At 44.8% G+C, this 18,466-nt stretch carries 22 protein-coding genes and 1 pseudogene; 21 read left to right on the forward strand and 2 right to left on the reverse strand.

Going from position 1 to position 18,466, the window contains the following annotated elements; all coding sequences use genetic code 11:
- The first annotated feature begins 620 nt into the window (after nucleotides 1-620).
- A complete protein-coding gene (locus AAY47_RS02375; RefSeq protein WP_047766643.1) occupies nucleotides 621-1,028 on the forward strand; it encodes a type II toxin-antitoxin system HicB family antitoxin in 408 nt (135 codons plus the stop codon).
- 229 nt (nucleotides 1,029-1,257) lie between these two features.
- Nucleotides 1,258-1,407, forward strand: a pseudogene (locus AAY47_RS02380) (transcriptional regulator); the annotation flags it as partial.
- Between the two features lie 8 nt (nucleotides 1,408-1,415).
- Here AAY47_RS02380 and AAY47_RS02385 read toward each other — a convergent pair.
- A complete protein-coding gene (locus AAY47_RS02385) occupies nucleotides 1,416-1,601 on the reverse strand; it encodes a hypothetical protein (RefSeq protein ID WP_047766645.1) in 186 nt (61 codons plus the stop codon).
- A 279-nt stretch (nucleotides 1,602-1,880) separates the two neighbouring features.
- On the opposite strand from AAY47_RS02385, the gene AAY47_RS02390 reads away from it, so the two are divergent.
- The 19 genes from AAY47_RS02390 (at nucleotide 1,881) to AAY47_RS02480 (ending at nucleotide 17,880) form a co-directional block, all read left to right on the forward strand.
- Nucleotides 1,881-2,168: a hypothetical protein gene (locus AAY47_RS02390; RefSeq protein ID WP_200897718.1), complete on the forward strand. Its 288-nt coding sequence runs from the start codon at nucleotides 1,881-1,883 to the stop codon at nucleotides 2,166-2,168.
- 525 nt (nucleotides 2,169-2,693) lie between these two features.
- Nucleotides 2,694-3,083: a hypothetical protein gene (locus AAY47_RS02395; protein WP_047766646.1), complete on the forward strand. Its 390-nt coding sequence runs from the start codon at nucleotides 2,694-2,696 to the stop codon at nucleotides 3,081-3,083.
- An 89-nt stretch (nucleotides 3,084-3,172) separates the two neighbouring features.
- Nucleotides 3,173-4,246, forward strand: coding sequence for a methyltransferase (locus AAY47_RS02400; RefSeq protein WP_047766647.1), 1,074 nt, complete (start codon nucleotides 3,173-3,175; stop codon nucleotides 4,244-4,246).
- A gap of 13 nt (nucleotides 4,247-4,259) precedes the next feature.
- Nucleotides 4,260-4,979, forward strand: coding sequence for a beta-ketoacyl synthase chain length factor (locus AAY47_RS02405; RefSeq protein ID WP_047766648.1), 720 nt, complete (start codon nucleotides 4,260-4,262; stop codon nucleotides 4,977-4,979).
- Nucleotide 4,980: 1 nt separating this feature from the next.
- Nucleotides 4,981-5,772, forward strand: coding sequence for a lysophospholipid acyltransferase family protein (locus AAY47_RS02410; RefSeq protein WP_235428272.1), 792 nt, complete (start codon nucleotides 4,981-4,983; stop codon nucleotides 5,770-5,772).
- An 18-nt stretch (nucleotides 5,773-5,790) separates the two neighbouring features.
- Nucleotides 5,791-6,048, forward strand: coding sequence for a phosphopantetheine-binding protein (locus AAY47_RS02415; protein ID WP_047766649.1), 258 nt, complete (start codon nucleotides 5,791-5,793; stop codon nucleotides 6,046-6,048).
- A 14-nt stretch (nucleotides 6,049-6,062) separates the two neighbouring features.
- Entirely contained in the window at nucleotides 6,063-6,311 is a 249-nt protein-coding gene (locus tag AAY47_RS02420; protein WP_369813286.1) for an acyl carrier protein, read from the forward strand.
- 54 nt (nucleotides 6,312-6,365) lie between these two features.
- Complete coding sequence (locus AAY47_RS02425) at nucleotides 6,366-6,920, forward strand: hypothetical protein (RefSeq protein ID WP_152669750.1); 555 nt, start codon at nucleotides 6,366-6,368, stop codon at nucleotides 6,918-6,920.
- The gene (locus tag AAY47_RS02430; RefSeq protein ID WP_053014199.1) at nucleotides 6,917-8,317 is read left to right on the forward strand and encodes an acyl-CoA synthetase; all 1,401 of its coding nucleotides are present in this window, start codon (nucleotides 6,917-6,919) and stop codon (nucleotides 8,315-8,317) included. Before AAY47_RS02425 ends, AAY47_RS02430 begins: the two co-directional genes overlap by 4 nt.
- A complete protein-coding gene (locus AAY47_RS02435) occupies nucleotides 8,304-8,663 on the forward strand; it encodes a hydroxymyristoyl-ACP dehydratase (protein ID WP_047766652.1) in 360 nt (119 codons plus the stop codon). The genes AAY47_RS02430 and AAY47_RS02435 overlap by 14 nt, the downstream gene beginning before the upstream one ends.
- Entirely contained in the window at nucleotides 8,654-10,354 is a 1,701-nt protein-coding gene (locus AAY47_RS02440) for a glycosyltransferase family 2 protein (protein WP_047766653.1), read from the forward strand. Before AAY47_RS02435 ends, AAY47_RS02440 begins: the two co-directional genes overlap by 10 nt.
- Nucleotides 10,355-10,357: 3 nt before the next feature.
- Entirely contained in the window at nucleotides 10,358-10,780 is a 423-nt protein-coding gene (locus AAY47_RS02445; protein WP_047766654.1) for an acyl-CoA thioesterase, read from the forward strand.
- Nucleotides 10,781-10,821: 41 nt separating this feature from the next.
- Complete coding sequence (locus AAY47_RS02450) at nucleotides 10,822-11,400, forward strand: LolA family protein (RefSeq protein WP_047766668.1); 579 nt, start codon at nucleotides 10,822-10,824, stop codon at nucleotides 11,398-11,400.
- Nucleotides 11,372-13,696, forward strand: coding sequence for an MMPL family transporter (locus tag AAY47_RS02455; protein WP_047766655.1), 2,325 nt, complete (start codon nucleotides 11,372-11,374; stop codon nucleotides 13,694-13,696). The genes AAY47_RS02450 and AAY47_RS02455 overlap by 29 nt, the downstream gene beginning before the upstream one ends.
- Nucleotides 13,693-14,256 carry a DUF3261 domain-containing protein gene (locus AAY47_RS02460; protein ID WP_047766656.1) on the forward strand — a complete coding sequence of 188 codons (564 nt, stop codon included), beginning with the start codon at nucleotides 13,693-13,695 and terminating at the stop codon, nucleotides 14,254-14,256. The genes AAY47_RS02455 and AAY47_RS02460 overlap by 4 nt, the downstream gene beginning before the upstream one ends.
- A gap of 3 nt (nucleotides 14,257-14,259) precedes the next feature.
- Nucleotides 14,260-15,426 carry a beta-ketoacyl-[acyl-carrier-protein] synthase family protein gene (locus tag AAY47_RS02465; protein ID WP_047766657.1) on the forward strand — a complete coding sequence of 389 codons (1,167 nt, stop codon included), beginning with the start codon at nucleotides 14,260-14,262 and terminating at the stop codon, nucleotides 15,424-15,426.
- The gene (locus tag AAY47_RS02470; protein WP_047766658.1) at nucleotides 15,426-15,905 is read left to right on the forward strand and encodes a hotdog family protein; all 480 of its coding nucleotides are present in this window, start codon (nucleotides 15,426-15,428) and stop codon (nucleotides 15,903-15,905) included. The genes AAY47_RS02465 and AAY47_RS02470 overlap by 1 nt, the downstream gene beginning before the upstream one ends.
- Nucleotides 15,902-16,633: a 3-ketoacyl-ACP reductase FabG2 gene (locus tag AAY47_RS02475; RefSeq protein ID WP_047766659.1), complete on the forward strand. Its 732-nt coding sequence runs from the start codon at nucleotides 15,902-15,904 to the stop codon at nucleotides 16,631-16,633. The genes AAY47_RS02470 and AAY47_RS02475 overlap by 4 nt, the downstream gene beginning before the upstream one ends.
- Nucleotides 16,630-17,880: a beta-ketoacyl-ACP synthase gene (locus tag AAY47_RS02480; RefSeq protein ID WP_047766660.1), complete on the forward strand. Its 1,251-nt coding sequence runs from the start codon at nucleotides 16,630-16,632 to the stop codon at nucleotides 17,878-17,880. Before AAY47_RS02475 ends, AAY47_RS02480 begins: the two co-directional genes overlap by 4 nt.
- Before the next feature lie 190 nt (nucleotides 17,881-18,070).
- On the opposite strand, the gene AAY47_RS02485 is transcribed toward AAY47_RS02480, so the two are convergent.
- Nucleotides 18,071-18,376 carry a VapA/VapB family virulence-associated protein gene (locus AAY47_RS02485; RefSeq protein WP_072059726.1) on the reverse strand — a complete coding sequence of 102 codons (306 nt, stop codon included), beginning with the start codon at nucleotides 18,374-18,376 and terminating at the stop codon, nucleotides 18,071-18,073.
- Nucleotides 18,377-18,466 lie beyond the last annotated feature (90 nt).

The raw sequence follows: 18,466 nt of genomic DNA on the forward strand, positions 1-18,466 counted from the left end.
GCATCATATCCACTGATACATAAAAAAGATTATTTTTTAATCAAACAAGCCAAACCGAAAAAAATCTTCGGCCACTGAAAATATCTTTACTGATTCAATTGATTTCAGCCTCCTTATCAACGTAAAACCACACCGTTACTATATTCTGAATTTTTCTTTAACCCCTCTCCGTGATCTAACCCCTCACGTAAAATAGAATTTTCCTTTTAATATCATTAAGTTGATTTTTCCTTGCGATCCATTCCGTGACCCAAATTAACTGTACGTATGTCAATTTGATTGTGCATGTCTCTGTGTGCGTTTGATTGCACCCTATGGGCGGGTAATAAATGACCGGGTAAAGAGAGGGAGCACTGTCTATTAATATTTATAGGTATAATGCCTATAAAATCATTGGCTGCATGTGATTTTATGGGATTTATACCCACAAATCAACACAATGGAGGATTGATGAGTAGTGCAGAGATAATCACCGTACCGCATCCAAGAAAAGATTCGTCAAAGGGGATTCTTCGGCAGGCACAGAAAAATTCAGGATTGAAGTTGTTGTAATCATCAAGGAGCGGTCTGACCGCTCCTTCTCTGCGCTACTTATCATCATAAACTATCGAGGTAATATTATGATTTATCCGCTCTTTATCTTTAAAACAGAAGAGGGTTTTGACGGTTACTTTCCTGATGCTGACGGCTGTTTTTTCGCTGGCAACACCTTAGAAGAAGCTATTCGTGATGCTGAAAGTGCTTTTGGTCAGCATATGGAAGTGTTGACTGAGCAAGGTGGGTATGTCCCAGCCCCCAAAGATCCATCAGATTATATCAATGACCCCCGCTTGGCGGAAGATGGCGGGATGATTGCGCTGATTGAATTAGACCCCGCGAAATACGAATCAAAGGCCATCAAGTTCAACTTGACTATGCCCGGCAATTTGTTAACTGCGATAGACCGCTATATTGAGCGAAACGGTCACTATAAAAACCGTTCTGCTTTTCTGGCTGAATTGGCACGAAAAGAAATTGCTCATCCCTAAATGTTAAAGGCCACCGGGCAGTTAACCCGGTGGCCTTAATGCTATGACTGAGATTGGTCGCCTCAGCCTTAGCGCATTACTCTCCAACTAACATCACCAGTTTAATGCCTCTGAATAAAATATCAATCTACGGTATGGCGTAAAAACCTTACCCAATCACCGGCGAATACTTCTGTTTCAGCCCGTCCGATTTATAGGCCGTGTTCCTGATGGCGCTGGCGTTCTCCGGTGTGCCTGTGTTGTGATGACCCTGACGTTCTCGCACACCATCAGCCTCAGTGCGAAAACGGGCGATATTCTGTTGCAGACTGTGATTAATAACCTCAGTCTGCAACAGCGCCAGATGGCGTTAGACTTGCTGCAAGCCAATGCAGCATGATTTAAGTTTTAAGAAGCCACTATCAGTGGCTTTTCTATCTGGGTTTCCAGCTCACTTTTAACTTGCTTAATCAACTCGCCAAGCCAAAACAGGGTAATCTGCCGGTCATTATCATTTAAATATTCCGAACCTCCCATTTTGCAAATTAATTCAATACGTTCTAACAGAATGGAGGTGTTTAAAGAATCTAACATTTTAGCCCTACTATTTGAAATACGACACTCAAAATACTGTATATATAAACAGACTAAATTAATATAATCGCTCTCCGAATTAATTGCACTGGGTAATATTTAATTGTGTGATTTATCCGATATTTCTAGAATTTTTCACTAAAAACCCCTCAAAAATAGCTTTTGAATTGGAGAAAATAACTTTTAAATCAATAAGTAATATCAGATGACAGATCAACCTGTTTAGTGCGTTTTTTACTCTTTGTTAACGTACTCAGATTGCTAATCCGCTGCCGTAACTTGTCGCGGCGTACTTACCGTTTTGGCTCCGATGAGTTTTCGATCGGGAAGGGTGATGTTGTAAGTGCTCCGGCGGGAGGGCAAGAGACCGCCCATCAAATAATCAACACCGGTTCAGTTCCATTGCGCTATCTTGCTATTTCAACAAATGTTTCAGCAGATGTGATTGGATATCCGGACTCGGGCAAGTTTCAGTCTGTGTTAAAGCAGCAAGACGGAAAGTTGCTTCATTTTGTTGGGCGGGTCAGCGACGAAGTTGATTATTGGGACGGAGAACCTGGAGCGTAACAACCTGGAGTGGTCTGGAAGACACGCTAAAGTATTAGGTAAATGCATCCTTGCCGATAATTCGGGGTGAACGGCATTAATCTGGTGCTGCCACTTGAAATTTATTGAGTACATATTTTCTTTCATGATATCAATAAATTTGTTTCATTGATTATTTATGGAAAAAATAGCAGTACTCATATTTAAATATTAACCCAACAAATAACAACAGTGATTATTATCAACCTTTTTATCACTTACATTACTAAAAAATGCATTCACAAAATCCATTGTCATTGATATAAGCATCCGCAAAATCAATATAAAATCCGATTCGATATTCAACCAACTAATTTTAAATTAACAGGACAAATAAATACACATATACACAATCACAGTTAATAAATTCTAAAAATAAATAAAAAGTAGAGATAAAATCTATAATAAAGTGATAGATGTAGCAGTATTGTTGGAATTTATTTAAACTATTCTGCGCAACGTAACTATTTCACCATCTATATGGTCTTATTTACCATGAGAAAAATAATGAAAATTTCATATAAGCTATTAATCAGTCTGGCTTGCATTGTCTCTCTTGCAGGCTGCGCTCGTAACGTACCGATATTAACTCCCCAAACCACCATCGTGACAAAAAATTCCCTATCTTCCGTAAAAAAAGCAATATTGGAAGCAGGTAAGAACCGCAAGTGGGTAATGACTGAAGTCTCTCCTGGGGTTATTAATGGCTCACTGAAAAATCGTAAGCATGACGTGCAAATACGCATCAACTATACCGCCAAAAACTACTCTATCAATTATGTCAAGAGCCATGAATTAAGAGAGGGTGACGGAAAAATTCACCGCAACTATAACCGTTGGGTCAATAACCTAGATAGAGACATTCAGTTAAATTTATCCCTGCTAGCTAATAAATAAACACTTACTTTAGAGCCTATCCCAATCAATGAAAACATCCTGATGAGATAGGCTTTTTCTGGCTATAGACCTATTGGATATCTGGATATATGACCACACCCTATAATTATGAAAAAGATGAATTCAGTGCACTTGAAGCGATTACAGAAGCTCAACGCATTGCTTTCGCTCCTATGCTATTTCAAACAGCAATCGGACTGCGTGATTGCGGGATTTTATCTTTCCTGGATAAAAACCATAAAAATGGTGTAACTAAAGATGAAATTTGCAGCAATTCCGAATTAGACAGCTACGGTGTGGGTATTTTGTTAGATATGGGGTTGAGTGGAAGAATTATTCTCAAACACGATGATCGTTATTTCCTCAGTAAGATTGGACATTATTTGCTGAATGACAAGATGACTCGCGTCAATATGGATTTTACGCAAGACGTTTGCTATCAAGGGCTATTTCACCTGAAAGAATCTCTTCTGAAAAATAAGCCGGCTGGATTAAAAGTGTTCGGTGAATGGTCAACTATTTACCCTGCCCTAAGCCAACTACCCGAACCTGCGAAAACAAGTTGGTTTTCATTTGACCATTTTTATTCTGATTCCGCCTTTAATGCAGCATTGAAAACGGTTTTCTCCATGGATCCTAAAGTGATTTATGATGTTGGTGGCAATACAGGAAAATGGGCATTGCGCTGTTGCCAATATGACAGTAAAGTCAGTGTCACTATTCTGGATTTACCCCAGCAAATAAAATTGGCTGAAGAAAATATACGCAGCCAGGGAATGACTGATCGTATTTTCGGCCATCCTGTTGACATGTTATCGGATAACAATTTACCCACAGGCGCAGATATTTGGTGGATGAGCCAATTTCTTGATTGTTTTTCCGAAACACAGATTACAGGCATTTTACGCAAGATCGCCGCAGCGATGAAACCTGATGCTCGAATTTGTATCATGGAGCTGTTTTGGGACTGCCAGCCTTTTGAAGCAGCAGCTTATAGCCTTAATGCTACCTCGCTCTATTTTACTTGTATGGCAAATGGTAATAGTCGTTTTTACAGCATTAATGATTTTACCCAATTCCTCAATAAAGCTGGATTGGTTATAGAAAACCAAATAGATCAGTTAGGTTTGGGCCACACATTACTGATCTGCAAAAAACAGTAACAGACGGTATTTCATGAAATTGACATTGGATATTACAGACTGGCAAGCCATCGCTCCTGGGCTTTCTCATATTGATGAGTGGAAGAAATGGTCTGCAACATTACCCGTCACTATTGATCAATCACGGCCATTAGAGAAATGCACCCAATTACCGATGATGACAGCCCGCCGCTTAAGCTCCGGCAGTCGCCTTGCTGTGGATTGTGGCTTGAGCATCCTACGTCGCAATCAGGTCGATGCCATTGTCTATACCAGCCGTCATGGTGAGTTAGAACGTAATTACCAGATATTGCAGAATCTGGCGCAAAAAGAGAATGTTTCGCCCACCAATTTTACCATGTCAGTTCATAACTCCTCTGTCGGTAATTTAACCATTGTCGCTAAGGCGCCTCTGGTTTCCTCTTCCGTTTCGGCAGGTATTGACAGTTTCCAGCAAGGACTATTTGAAGCGTTAACACTGCTTCATACGGGTCATCGTAAAGTTCTGCTTGTCGATTTTGAGGGCGAGATCCCCCGCTTTTATCACAATGTCATCAATGCCAAGGCCCCAACCTATCCCTTTGCGGTAGCTCTGCTCCTGGAGCAAGGTACTGGCCTGCATTGTACAAAGCAATTTTCAGTGGAAACAGAACCAAGTCTTCCTCAAAGCCTCCAGTTTCTTCGTCACTGGTTGCAGGGTGAACAGAATTTCATTGTTTCAGGGGATCATTGCCAGTGGAATTGGAGCCGATAGGATGATGAAAAGGATTTCAATCAATATCATTGAACGCACTAACTGGTTCTGGCGTTTGCTCATGACCGGGTTGTGTTTTACCCTTTTTGGCCTGGGTGGGTTATTACTCTCTCTTATTTGGTTTAATTTATTGTTAGTTTTCCAACGCAATGAAGATAAACGCTGCCACCTTGCCCGCCACAGCATTTCATTGAGTTTTCGCCTGTTCCTTTTTTTGACCAAAAAATTAGGGGTACTGGATTACCATTTCAATGGGTTGGATAAAGTCCGTGCGGATAAAGGCTGTTTGATTGTTGCTAATCACCCGACTTTGCTGGATTACGTTATTTTGGCATCGGCACTACCAGATATAGATTGCATCGTAAAATCTGCATTACTGCGCAATCCTTTTATCAGTGGCGTCATTCGTTCTGCACGTTACCCGGTAAACAGTGATGCAGAAACTTTGCTTCCTGTCTGTCGCGGGCGACTAGCTTCTGGTCACAATATCTTGATCTTCCCAGAAGGAACCCGCACGACACCGGGTCAGTCAATGACACTGCAACGTGGGGCTGCAAATATCGCGGTGCGATGTGAATGTGATTTACGGATCATACATATCACTTGCAGCCAAAGAATGCTGGATAAAAAAAGCCAGTGGTATCAAATCCCACCGAAAAAACCCATTTATACGATCACGATTGGTGAACAACTCACCAATGAAAATTTCGCGGTTGATACAGAAAACGGGCATGCCATCGCTGCCCGCCAACTTAATCGTCAACTTACTCAATTACTAACACCATCAAATTAATAGATGTCGGATACGATGATGCAAGAGTTACATATTGAAATAAAACAATTAATTATAGATGTCCTGAATCTGGAAGATATTACACCTGCGGATATTGAAACCGATGCCGCCCTGTTTGGCGACGGTTTAGGTTTAGATTCTATCGATGCTCTGGAACTGGGACTGGCCGTCAAAAATCGTTATGGCATCGTATTATCTTCTGAAAGTGAAGAGATGCGCCAACACTTCACTTCTGTCTCCTCGCTGGCGTCTTACATCCAGTCACAACAAGCATAAGAACAGGTGCCATCATGGAAAAACAAGCGATTCTTCAGGAAGTCTCCCAGCTACTGGTTCAATTGTTTGAGCTATCTCCCGAAGACATTACGCCTGAATCACGGCTCTATGAAGATTTGGAGTTAGATAGCATTGATGCCGTTGATATGGTTGTACATTTGCAAAAGAAAACGGGGCGAAAAATCAAGCCTGAAGCATTCAAGTCTGTTCGCACCGTGCAGGATGTCGTGGATGCCGTGGAACAATTGTTGCAAGAACAATAATCAGCAATAAACCATCAGAAAAGTAGAAAAAATGATAAACATGTGGGTAGTTCATTGATTTTATTGCTCCGTATTGCCAATGCCGTAATGTTAATCGCCTGGCCTTTTTTAGGCTGGGCGATGGTTCACTACGGACAATTTCATGCCATATTGATTGTTATTATTCTATTTTTTATTTTGCGATTATTGTCGAACAAACATCAGGCCTACAGTCAGCAGAAAACCAGTTGGGTATTATCCATAGCAGGGCTGACCCTGGGTTTAGCCAGCCTGTTTCTGCGCAACCACCAACTTCTTATGTACTACCCCGTGGTTGTTAATGCTGTTCTACTGATTCTGTTTAGCAACTCATTACGTTGCGGGCCTCCTATCATTGAAAGGATAGCCCGTATCAAAGAGCCTAATTTACCCCCAAAGGGTATTATCTATACACGTAAGGTCACTTACATCTGGTGCTTGTTCTTTATATTCAATGGCACAGTGTCACTTGGAACTTGCCTGTATAACAATATGACCCTGTGGACATTATGGAACGGCGTGGTGAGCTATCTATTAATTGGATTACTCATTTCCATTGAATGGCTGGTACGCCAACGGGTAAAAAAATGATGAAAGCACAACCTCTATCCCAATGGCTATCAGAGGATAATGGTCCCCAACGGCTGGTCAGTTGGGGCAATCGGGGCAATCATCCTATCAGCCTGAATAAACTTCGGCAGGATGTCACCGTATTATATTTACGCCTGAAAAACCTACACATAACAGAGCCAAAACGCGCAGCTTCCCGCTGGGCTTTGTGTTTTGAAGATAGTTATGACTTCTGTGTCGCCTTGCTGGCAACACTTCATGCCGGCAAAATCCCTGTTATTCCGGGTCATTGTCGCGAAGCCCAATTACAGGAGCAGCAATCTCTTTTTGATGGTGTATTGACGGATTTACCTCTGAGCTTATCTTGTCCTTGCTGGCAGATTACATCGTCTAATCCAGAAATTGATACGACAGAAAAAACTTCACCTAACATTACATTACCAGCCATCTCACCAGATGCCACTTTGGTGATGTTCACTTCTGGTTCGACAGGCATTCCTCAAGCAGTGATCAAGCCCATTGCCGTCATGGATCTTGAATCCCAATGGCTGGCTTCTCTGTGGGGAGACAAGCTACAATCCTGCATTGTCAGAGCTTCGGTCAGCCACCAGCATTTATATGGTTTAACATTCCGCATCTGGCTACCCATGTCACTGGGCTTAACATTTGATCGCAAGATAGTAGAATTTCCTGAGCAGCTTACCAATAGCCCACGCTGTGCACTGATCAGTAGTCCCGCCTTCCTACAACGGCTTGATGACAAACTCCCCGGCCCTGATTGCACGTTTGTCGTTTCTGCGGGTGGGCTTTTGCATTTCACCGATGCGGAAAAAGCAATGCAGTGGTTCAACACGCCGCCTAATGAAATTTATGGCTGTACCGAAACCGGCATAATGGCCTGGCGAAGCCGTAAAACGGACAATGCAGTCTGGACCACATTTAAAGAAGTGTCATTCCAGGAAGATGAAGAAAAGAATGTGCGTGTCTATTCTCCTCTTCTTCCTGAGCCTTTTGGTCTGATTCTGGATGATCAGTTTGCCTTCGATAGCCAGGGTAATTTTGCTCTATTAGGGCGCCGAGATCGTCTGGTGAAAATTGAAGAAAAACGCATTTCCCTGTCAGAAATCGAACGCCGTCTGTGTGACATTTCAGGGATCGCTGACGCAGCGGTATTGCCGATTAATCGAGGTAAACGCAATAGCATTGGTGCGGTAGTCGTTTTAGATCACGAAACCGGCAAACGTTATCAACAGCAAGGAATTCATGAACTGTCACAAGATTGGCGTCATCAGTTAAAACCTTGGCTGGAATCTGTCGCATTGCCACGTTATTGGCGAGTCGTTGAAGCCATTCCCTTAAATGCCCAAAGCAAACGCTCATGGCCTGCATTACAGGAACTATTTAATGAAACCCATTGAAATTCATCACGAGCAACCTGCCCCCAATGAGGTCATTGTACAACTGTATTTAGATCCCAATCTGGATTGGTTCCGAGGGCATTTTCCCATTCAGCCACTTCTGCCGGGCGTGGCTCAAATCGATTGGGTCATGCATTATGCTCAACCCTTGCTGACACCAGACTGGTCTTTCTCTTCGATTGAAATGGTGAAATTCCAGCGTCCTTTGCTACCAGGCAACAAACTGCTATTGAACATCAAATGGGATGAAAAAAAACACCTGCTGGTCTTCCATTATGACTTAGAAACCCAGAATGGAAACGAAGGCCAGACTGCAAGCCAGGGAAAAATAAAGCTATGTCGTTGAGCGCGAATACAATCACTCTTTGCGTGGTTATTCCTTGTTATAATCACGGCGCGACCATGCCTGCGGTATTGGAAAGGTTATCCCCTTATCGTCTCCACTGTTTTATCGTGGATGATGGCAGTGAAGTCGAGACTCAACATCGCCTCGAAGATTTAGCACAATCCGTTCCTGATGTCACACTTATCCGCCTTGAACATAATCAGGGCAAAGGTGGTGCAGTCATGGCAGGAATGCGGGCAGCGGCGGATTCAGGGTACAGCCATGTTTTACAAGTTGATGCCGATGGTCAACATTGCCTGGAAGATATTCCCCTGTTTTTGGCAAAGGCACATCAGTATCCCGATCACTTGATTTCCGGTAGCCCGCAATATGATGCTTCCGTGCCCAAATCCCGCCTTTATGGACGCTATATCACCCATTTCTGGGTTTGGGTGGAAACCCTGTCTTTGTCTATTAAAGACAGTATGTGTGGCTTTCGTGTCTATCCATTGGCACCTACGCTACAACTGTTGGCTGACAAAGATGTCGGGCATCGCATGGATTTTGATATCGAGATCATGGTGCGGCTTTATTGGCAGGGAACAGAAAATGAATTTGTGCCAACAAAAGTCACTTATCCTGAAAATGGCCTATCCCATTTTGATGCGTTGAAGGATAACCTTAGCATCTCATGGATGCATACCCGCCTGTTTTTCGGCATGTTACCCCGCATTCCTTCACTATTATGGCGTAAGCGCTACCATTGGTCAGATATTCAAGAGCGTAAGGGGCTGTCTGGCATGAAGTTCATGCTAGCGGTTTACCGATGGTTTGGACGCAAGCCTTTTGAATGGTTGCTTTATCCTGTTGTTGGTTATTTCTGGCTAACTGGCGGTCTACAACGCCAGGCATCCAGCCAATATCTTGAGAGACTGAAAAAAACCTTGCAACACAGAGGGATCGCTACTCCACAAGGCCTTAATAGTTATCGCCATTATCTGCGTTTTGGCCAGGCCATGCTGGATAAAATCGCCAGCTGGCGGGGTGACTTGAAATGGGGAAAAGATATTGAATTTGCGGAGGGTGCAGAACAAACATTGTTGGATGACAATTCAGGCGGGAAATTATTGTTGGTTTCGCATTTGGGAGATATTGAAGTCTGCCGGGCACTGGCACAACAAGCGGGTAAACAGACTATCACTGCACTGGTTTTTACTGAACATGCTCAACGTTTCAAACAGGTCATTGAAGAAATTTCACCACAAGCGGGGATCAATTTATTGCCAGTCACGGATATAGGGGCTGATACCGCTATCATGCTGAAAGAAAAAATTGACGCTGGCGAATGGGTAGCCATTGTCGGTGATCGGATTGCCGTTAATCCTTCCAGAGGCAACACTCAACGCATCGTATGGAGTCAATTCCTTGGCTATTCTGCCCCCTTCCCGCAAGGGCCATTTATCCTCGCTTCCGTGTTGCACTGCCCTGTGCTGCTGATGTTCGCTCTTCGGCAAAATAACCAATTCAAAATTTATTGTGAGCATTTTGCCAATCCCCTTGAATTGCCACGTAAACAGAGAGAACAAGCTTTGCAGCAAGCGGTGGATCTCTACGCTTCCCGACTGGAACATTATGCCCTGCAATCCCCGCTAGATTGGTTTAATTTTTTCGATTTTTGGCAATTGCCGTCTGCCCGAACCAATAAGGAATAAAAAATGCTGACTGATCCTCGTTTTACTGCCGAGGTTGAATTGACAGTGCCATTTCATGATGCTGATCCCATGGGCGTTGTTTGGCATGGAAATTACTTTCGCTATTTTGAAATTGCCCGTGAAGCCCTGATGAATCAACTCAATTATGGTTATCGAGAAATGCGTGAATCCGGCTACATTTGGCCTGTCGTTGACGCCAAAATCAAGTACCGCGCCCCCGTCCTCTTTGAACAAAAAATACGCATCAGAGCGGCCATCGAAGAATTTGAAAACCGCCTGAAAATTGCCTATCAAGTTTTTGATGCAGCAAGCGGCGAAAAAACCACTGTCGGCTACACCATTCAGGTCGCCGTTTCTCAAGAAACACAGGAAATGGGCTTTATCAGCCCAGATATTCTATTCGAACGTATGGGGATGAAGCCGTGAAAAAATGGCGCTGGATATTGCTGTTCCTGACAACAAGCTTCATGGCAATCAATAATATGGCATATGCCATCACCCTTGAGGAATTACAACAGCGGTTTGCTCACCAACCCGTTGTGCGAGCGCACTTCACACAAGTGCGGCAAATTCAAGGTATGTCTCAACCCCTGTCTTCCAGTGGTCAAATGCTGGTTTCACAACATAAAGGGCTATGGTGGCATCAGCAAAAACCGTTTCCACTGACACTGTTGCTGGATGACAACCATATGGTACAAGCCATGTCAGGGCAAACACCCCAAGTGGTCACCGCTGATTCTAATCCACAACTGTTTCAGTTCAACCATCTGATGCGAGCACTGTTTCAGGCCGATCGTGCTGTGCTGGAAGAAAATTTCAAAATCGAATTCAACGACCTTGGGCAGGAAAAATGGCGCTTGGTACTGACACCCAAAACATCTCCTTTGGATAAGCTTTTCACGGCGATTACGCTAAACGGTCAAACCCACCTTGGTGCTATTTTACTGACTGATCGCCAGGGAGATCGTACAGAACTCTCTTTTACCCAACACCAATTAACACCAGAGACGCTGAGTCATGAAGAAAAGCAACACTTCAAATTCTGAGCCACGTCGGTGGGCACTACTCTGGTTGTTAACATGCACTATTCTGCTGATATGGCTGGCCATCTTGTTACCTCAATCTCGCCTGTCCACCAGCGTATTGGCATTATTGCCGGCGCAAAATGCGGGAAACATGCCTCCCGCCTTGCAAGAAGAGTTCATGCAACGTCTTGATCGCCAATTGGTGTGGATGGTCAGTCCGGGAAAAAATGGGGAGACTGCCCCTGCACAATACTGGCTGGAGCATTTGCAAAAAACGCCATTTCTGACCAATGTCAAAGGGCCAATGACGGCAGAGCAACAACAAGCATGGGGGCGTTTTTACTATGAACACCGTAATGCAATGCTCGATCCTGCTACCCGTGACAGGCTGAAAGATGATGGTAATCAGCAAGCAAACTGGATCTTATCTCAGATTTATTCCGCCTTTTCTGGTGTCAGTGGAAAAGAACTCAATAATGATCCCTTCATGCTGGTCAGAGGCTCACAACTGGCACTCCAGCAGACATCCAGTCAATTACGGCTTCAAAGTGGCTGGTTAGTTGCCAAAGATAATTCGGGAAGAAGCTGGTACTTACTTCATGGCGAGCTAAAAAGCGCTTCCTTTGATATGCAGCAAAGCCATCATGCTGTCACTGAGTTGAGTCAGATACAGCAGTCTCTGGAAGCTCAATTTCCTGATGCTAAAGTGATTTCACGGGGAACCCTGTTTTACAGCGATTACGCCACCCAACAAGCAAAACACGATATTTCAACATTGGGCAGCGCCACAGTGCTCGGTGTATTGCTACTCATCTACACCGTTTTTCGCTCCCTGAAACCTTTATTGCTGTGCGTTCTCTCCATCAGTATCGGTGCTTTGGCTGGTACTGTCGTAACGTTAGGGATCTTTGGCGAACTGCATTTCATGACGTTGGTGATGAGCATCAGTATTATCGGCATTTCCGCTGACTACGCTATTTACTATCTAACAGAACGCATGGTACATGGTCAGGAAATGACGTCATGGCAAAGTATGCAGAAAGTCTTGCCTGCCTTATTAATGGCATTGGCAACCACTGTCATTGCCTATCTAATCATGATGTTTGCACCTTTTCCCGGTCTACGCCAATTGGCGGTGTTTGCTGCTGCGGGGTTAACCGCTTCCTGCTTAACCGTCATTTGTTGGTATCCCCGACTTGCTAAAAACCTGCCCGTACGCCCCATTCCGGCCATGATCATGTTAATGCGTTGGCTGGCATCATGGAGACGCAATCGGCTGTTTTATATGGGATTACCTATAATGTTGGCGATTTTTGCCGTACTGGGAATTTCCCGTTTGCAGATCAATGATGACATTGCCCAATTACAGGCGCTACCACAAGATATCCATCAACAGGAAAAACACATTTCCGCGTTAACCGGACAGCGCAGTGATCAGAAGTGGTTCGTTATTTATGGCGATAATGCAGAGCAAACATTGCAACGGCTGGAATCCTTTATTCCCAAATTGGATACAGAAAAACAGCAAGGTAATATCAGCCATTACCAACGGTTTCCTCTCTCCTCTCTTGCTCAACAACATCAAGATCTTGCGCTGATCAAGGCGGCTACACCCAATATCGTAGCTCGGTTGACAGAAGCAGGATTAACAGTGAAACAACCAGATACTCACGCTATGACTGTGACGCCGAATGACTGGCTTAACAGTGCAGTTAGTGAAGGTTGGCGGTTGATGTGGATAACCCTGCCAAATGGCCACAGCGGCGTTCTGCTCCCGGTCACTGGCGTTAAAAACAGTGTCTTGATGCGTCAATTGGCAGAACAACAGGAAGGGATCAGTTGGGTTGATCGCAAGCTGGCTTTCGATGAGATGTTTCAATTCTATCGAACCATACTTGGCTGGCTGTTAGCAGGTTCAATCATCCTGATCGCTACCAGTTACATAGCACGGCTTGGCCTGCGTCGTGGCGTCATCAGCATATTACCATCACTGCTGTCCCTCGGCTGTGGGCTGGCGGTTCTCGGTTTTAGTGGTCATAGCCTTAACTTATTTTCAATATTAGCTCTGGTTCTGGTGCTGGGTATTGGCATCAACTACACCCTGTTTTTCAGCAATCCTCGGGGCACTCCGCTAACCTCTCTATTGGCGATCAGCGTAGCAATGTGTACTTCATTGCTCACGCTGGGCATGTTGATGTTCAGCAACACCCAGGCAATCAGTAGTTTTGGTATCGTGTTATGCAGTGGGATCTTTACGGCTTTCCTGCTATCACCACTGGCAATAGCGAAACACCAAAAAAGGGAGAAGCAATCATGACACGGTTACTCATCCTGTCTTTGACCTGCCTGTTGGCAGCTTGTACGAGCGCACCACAAAACGCCCCCCCCAGTGCATGGCTGAAACCGGGTGTCCGTGTTTTATTACCGGAGCCAACCATAACGCCTGCCATTAATGAACAGCAATTGTTAACAGCTACCGTAAAAGGCAAACAACAATCATTGATTGTGCTGCTTAATGCTGATAAGCAACACCTGTCACTGGCAGGGTTGTCTTCGTTAGGTATCCGGTTATTCAAATTAGATTACGACAAAAATGGCGTTCATACCGAACAATCTATTGTCTTGCCGGAACTTCCCCCTGCCAACCAAGTCTTGGCCGATATTATGCTCAGTTACTGGCCAGCTTCCGCTTGGCAAAATCGATTGCCTGATGGCTGGAGGCTCAAAGAGAGCAGCAATCTCCGACAACTCTATGATAAAAAAGAAAAATTAATCACAGAAATTTATTATGATACCCAAAATGGCAAACGACGCCCGATTCGCGTCCAGCAATTCGTTTTCGGTTATGACATCGCCATTCAGCATTTAGAAGAGTAAGACATGATTTATATTTCCGCCGTGGGTATGCTCAATGCCTTAGGCAATAATGTGGATGAGATTGCACAGAATCTCGTGCTTAATCAAGCGCCGGGAATGTATGAGCGTTCAGGCTGGTTACAACCCGACAAAACCTGCTGCCTGGGCGGCGTTGACGCTGAATTACCCGTCATTCCTGACAGCCTGTTTCAGCACAACAGCCGCAATAATCGCTTGTTACTGGCTGCCTTGATGCAAATAAAACCACAAGTGGACGAAGCCATCGCCCACTACGGTCGGGAACGCATCGCGGTGATTATGGGAACCAGCACATCCGGTCTCGACGAAGGTGATCAGCATGTCAGTCGCACAATGCATCAGCAACCCAATGAGCATTACCATTATTACCAACAAGAATTGGGCGATCCTTCCCGCTTTCTTGCCAGCTACCTGAACATTGATGGGCCTGCATTTACCCTCTCCACAGCCTGTTCATCCAGTTCACGCGCGATTATCAGCGGTCAACGCCTGATTGAAATGGGGCTGGCGGATATCGCCATTGTTGGTGGTGCGGACACATTGAGCCGTATGCCAATCAATGGCTTCAATAGCCTGGAATCCATTTCTCCCACCTTGTGTGCCCCCTTTTGTGAGGATCGCCGGGGCATTACTATTGGAGAAGCCTCTGCATTGCTGCTGCTAACGCGAGAACCCCAACCGATAGCCTTACTCGGCGTAGGAGAATCAAGTGATGCATGGCATATGTCAGCCCCTCATCCTGAAGGAAAAGGGGCCATTGAAGCTATCAATATGGCACTGAGAAATGCCGGACTCTCTCCAGCCGAAATCGGTTACATTAACCTGCACGGAACAGGCACGAAATTAAATGATCAGATGGAGTCGATTGTCATCAATCACATTTTTGGTGAAAACACGCCATGCAGCTCCACCAAGTATTTAACCGGTCATACTCTTGGTGCCGCAGGTGCCTGTGAAGCGGGGCTTTGCTGGTTACTGCTCACACGTCACTTACCACTGCCTGCACAGGATTTTTCACGCTCAGGCAGAGATACCTCTCTGCCTGCTTGTGGTTTGTTAACCCAATCACAAGCCCTGAAAAAACCGATTGTCATGTCAAATTCTTTTGCTTTTGGTGGCAACAATACCAGCCTGATTTTGGGAGCTGCATAATGCCTGATTATTTACCAGTCGATCGTTATCTCCCACATGAATCCCCCATGGTGTTACTGGAAAACGTGCTCAACGTATCCAGCAATTATGTCCATTGTCAGGTCACAGTCAGCCAAGAGGGTGTTTTATCCCCTTTCCTCAATGAGGAAGGCCATCTGCCGGGTTGGTTTGCCATTGAAATCATGGCCCAAACCATTGGCGTCTGGTCTGGCTGGCATCGCAAGGAAAGAAAAGAGGAAGATTCCGCCCTGGGCATGTTACTGGGCGGACGTGCAGTACGGTGCCGAGTACCCGCTTTCACACCAAACAGTGTTTTGGATATTCAGATGAATTTAATACTGCAAGATGAAAAAATTGGCAGTTTTGAAGGTGAAATCAGTTGCAATGGCACCGTACTGGTGACAGGCCGTCTGAACACCTATCAACCTAACAAAACAGAACTCATACAACTCACAAATAAACAGGATGGAGTAGCATAATGCGTTCAGTTTTAGTGACCGGTGCCAGCAAAGGGATAGGCCGATCAATTGCCTGCCGACTGGCGGCAGAGGGTTTTACTGTCATCGTACATTATCACCGCGATGCTAAAGGTGCGGAAGAGACACTGGAACACATTCAGGCAAACGGAGGCAGTGGCCGTATTCTGCCTTTTGATGTTTCGGATCGAATGACCTGCCGTGAAAAACTGGAAAAGGACATCGAAACTCACGGCGCTTACTATGGCATCATCTGCAATGCAGGGATCGCCAAAGATGGTGCTTTCCCAACACTGGAAGGCAATGACTGGGATAGTGTCATTCATACCAATTTAGATGGCTTCTACAATGTTATCCATCCTTGTGTCATGCCGATGATCGGCTTACGGCAAGGAGGACGCATCATCACCTTATCGTCGGTGTCTGGTTTGATGGGCAATCGTGGACAAGTCAATTACAGCGCAGCTAAAGCCGGGATTATCGGCGCCACAAAAGCGCTGGCAATCGAATTGGCGAAAAGAAAAATCACCGTGAACTGTATTGCACCTGGCCTGATTGGGACAGACATGATTCAAATGGAAGAAATGGCTTTGAAAGAAGCGATGAATATGATCCCAATGAAACGCATGGGACAAGTGGAAGAAGTGGCTGGTCTTGCTAGCTACTTGATGTCTGATATTGCGGGATATGTAACCCGTCAAGTCATCTCAATCAACGGGGGGATGCTATGAACCACAATGCTATATTCCAGCCCCGCAGGGTCGTGATTACGGGAATGGGCGGCATTACCGCATTGGGGCACAATTGGCAATCTGTTTCCGCAGAATTGAAAGCTGGCATTAATGCCGTTCAACAGATGCCAGCGTGGGCAGAATATGATGGGCTTAATACCCATCTTGGGGCACCGGTTACGGATTTTATTTTACCCGAACATTATACCCGCAAACGCATTCGTTCTATGGGGCGTGTTTCCCTGATGTCAACGCGCGCCACAGAACTGGCTTTAGAAAGGGCAGGTTTACTCAATGATCCAATACTGACCCATGGAGAAACAGGTATTGCCTATGGTTCTTCTACGGGCAGTACCAAACCCGTTAGCGAATTTGCCACCATGCTGACTGAAAAGCATACCAATAACATCACAGGCACAACCTATGTGCAAATGATGCCTCATACAACAGCCGTCAACACGGGGTTGTTCTTTGGCTTACGTGGCCGAGTGATCCCAACCTCAAGTGCCTGTACATCTGGCAGTCAGGCGATTGGGTACGCGTGGGAAGCTATCCGCCACGGCTATCAAACCGTGATGGTCGCAGGTGGAGCTGAAGAGTTGTGTCCATCCGAAGCGGCAGTCTTTGATACGCTGTTTGCCACCAGCCAGAAAAATGAAGCACCGAAAACCACACCGTCTCCCTTTGATGTTAACCGTGATGGACTGGTGATTGGTGAAGGTGCAGGCACCTTGATCCTTGAAGACCTGGAGCACGCCAAAGCACGTGGTGCCAAGATTTACGGTGAAATCATCGGATTTGCCACTAACTGTGATGCTTCTCATATCACCCAACCAAAATCTGAAACCATGCAGATATGCATTGAAATGGCACTGAAATCAGCGGGATTACAGCCAGCTGATATCGGTTACATCAGCGCCCACGGTACTGCAACCGATCGGGGAGATGTGGCAGAGAGCCAAGCGACGACCCATATTTTTGGCAATCAAACACCTATTTCTTCACTGAAAAGTTATTTCGGTCATACGCTAGGGGCTTGTGGTGCCCTTGAAGCATGGTTAAGCCTGGAAATGATGAACGAAGGCTGGTTTGCCCCAACAATCAATCTCAATGAGATTGATCCCGCCTGTGGGGAGTTGGATTACATTATGCATCAACCGCGTAAAATCCAAACCGAGTTTATCCAAAGCAATAACTTTGCCTTTGGTGGAATCAATACCTCGATTGTGATCCGTCGTTGGAATTAATGATGATGGACAGATTTCCCGAGAAAACGCGGCGGAAAATATCGCGCTATTGAAACCTTAAATAGACCGAGACAGGAAGATAGGCTTCATTACGACGTGGTTTTGATTTATGCTTTGGCAATCATTATCAATTCACAAATGAAGCCTTTTTTATATTAAAATAAAGAGTTACCACTTAAAATCCTGTATATTATTCCCAATAACCACCCCCTGTGATTGAGGCAGATATTGTTCCTAATCCAGTGCCACTAAATTGTGCATATTTATCTAAATCTGCATTTAAAAAACTTACGGCAATAGTGAGAGGTGTTACAAGTGCGGCAAAGACTTTCGCTTGCTGATAAATTATATTAATATCATCCACACTGAAAAAAAACTCACCGGAAAAATTTCCTTTTCCTGGAAATCCCAATCCTCCTCCTTTTCCGTGAAAAGTTTTCGCCCCATCAACTTCCAGGGTAAATGTATAATAAAAAAAGTAACTAGTTAAGTACAAAGTAGCATTATATATATGTGTCTTAAGTTCACGCGATGCTCGACTTTAACATCCTATAACGTTGGCTTGTTGAAGCCAGTCGCGCTGACT

Source organism: Xenorhabdus griffiniae, assembly GCF_001028135.1.
Taxonomy (GTDB): domain Bacteria; phylum Pseudomonadota; class Gammaproteobacteria; order Enterobacterales; family Enterobacteriaceae; genus Xenorhabdus; species Xenorhabdus bakwenae.

Excerpts from the sequence above, each read along its gene's own strand:
- AAY47_RS02460 (WP_047766656.1), top strand. The coding sequence starts at position 13,693 with ATGACACGGTTACTCATCCTGTCTTTGACCTGCCTGTTGGCAGCTTGT.
- AAY47_RS02470 (WP_047766658.1), top strand. The coding sequence starts at position 15,426 with ATGCCTGATTATTTACCAGTCGATCGTTATCTCCCACATGAATCCCCC.
- AAY47_RS02395 (WP_047766646.1), top strand. The coding sequence starts at position 2,694 with ATGAAAATTTCATATAAGCTATTAATCAGTCTGGCTTGCATTGTCTCT.
- AAY47_RS02480 (WP_047766660.1), top strand. The coding sequence starts at position 16,630 with ATGAACCACAATGCTATATTCCAGCCCCGCAGGGTCGTGATTACGGGA.
- AAY47_RS02465 (WP_047766657.1), top strand. The coding sequence starts at position 14,260 with ATGATTTATATTTCCGCCGTGGGTATGCTCAATGCCTTAGGCAATAAT.
- AAY47_RS02375 (WP_047766643.1), top strand. The coding sequence starts at position 621 with ATGATTTATCCGCTCTTTATCTTTAAAACAGAAGAGGGTTTTGACGGT.
- AAY47_RS02450 (WP_047766668.1), top strand. The coding sequence starts at position 10,822 with ATGGCAATCAATAATATGGCATATGCCATCACCCTTGAGGAATTACAA.
- AAY47_RS02400 (WP_047766647.1), top strand. The coding sequence starts at position 3,173 with ATGACCACACCCTATAATTATGAAAAAGATGAATTCAGTGCACTTGAA.
- AAY47_RS02415 (WP_047766649.1), top strand. The coding sequence starts at position 5,791 with ATGCAAGAGTTACATATTGAAATAAAACAATTAATTATAGATGTCCTG.
- AAY47_RS02385 (WP_047766645.1), bottom strand. The coding sequence starts at position 1,601 with ATGTTAGATTCTTTAAACACCTCCATTCTGTTAGAACGTATTGAATTA.
- AAY47_RS02445 (WP_047766654.1), top strand. The coding sequence starts at position 10,358 with ATGCTGACTGATCCTCGTTTTACTGCCGAGGTTGAATTGACAGTGCCA.
- AAY47_RS02440 (WP_047766653.1), top strand. The coding sequence starts at position 8,654 with ATGTCGTTGAGCGCGAATACAATCACTCTTTGCGTGGTTATTCCTTGT.
- AAY47_RS02410 (WP_235428272.1), top strand. The coding sequence starts at position 4,981 with ATGATGAAAAGGATTTCAATCAATATCATTGAACGCACTAACTGGTTC.
- AAY47_RS02455 (WP_047766655.1), top strand. The coding sequence starts at position 11,372 with ATGAAGAAAAGCAACACTTCAAATTCTGAGCCACGTCGGTGGGCACTA.
- AAY47_RS02405 (WP_047766648.1), top strand. The coding sequence starts at position 4,260 with ATGAAATTGACATTGGATATTACAGACTGGCAAGCCATCGCTCCTGGG.
- AAY47_RS02435 (WP_047766652.1), top strand. The coding sequence starts at position 8,304 with ATGAAACCCATTGAAATTCATCACGAGCAACCTGCCCCCAATGAGGTC.
- AAY47_RS02420 (WP_369813286.1), top strand. The coding sequence starts at position 6,063 with ATGGAAAAACAAGCGATTCTTCAGGAAGTCTCCCAGCTACTGGTTCAA.
- AAY47_RS02430 (WP_053014199.1), top strand. The coding sequence starts at position 6,917 with ATGATGAAAGCACAACCTCTATCCCAATGGCTATCAGAGGATAATGGT.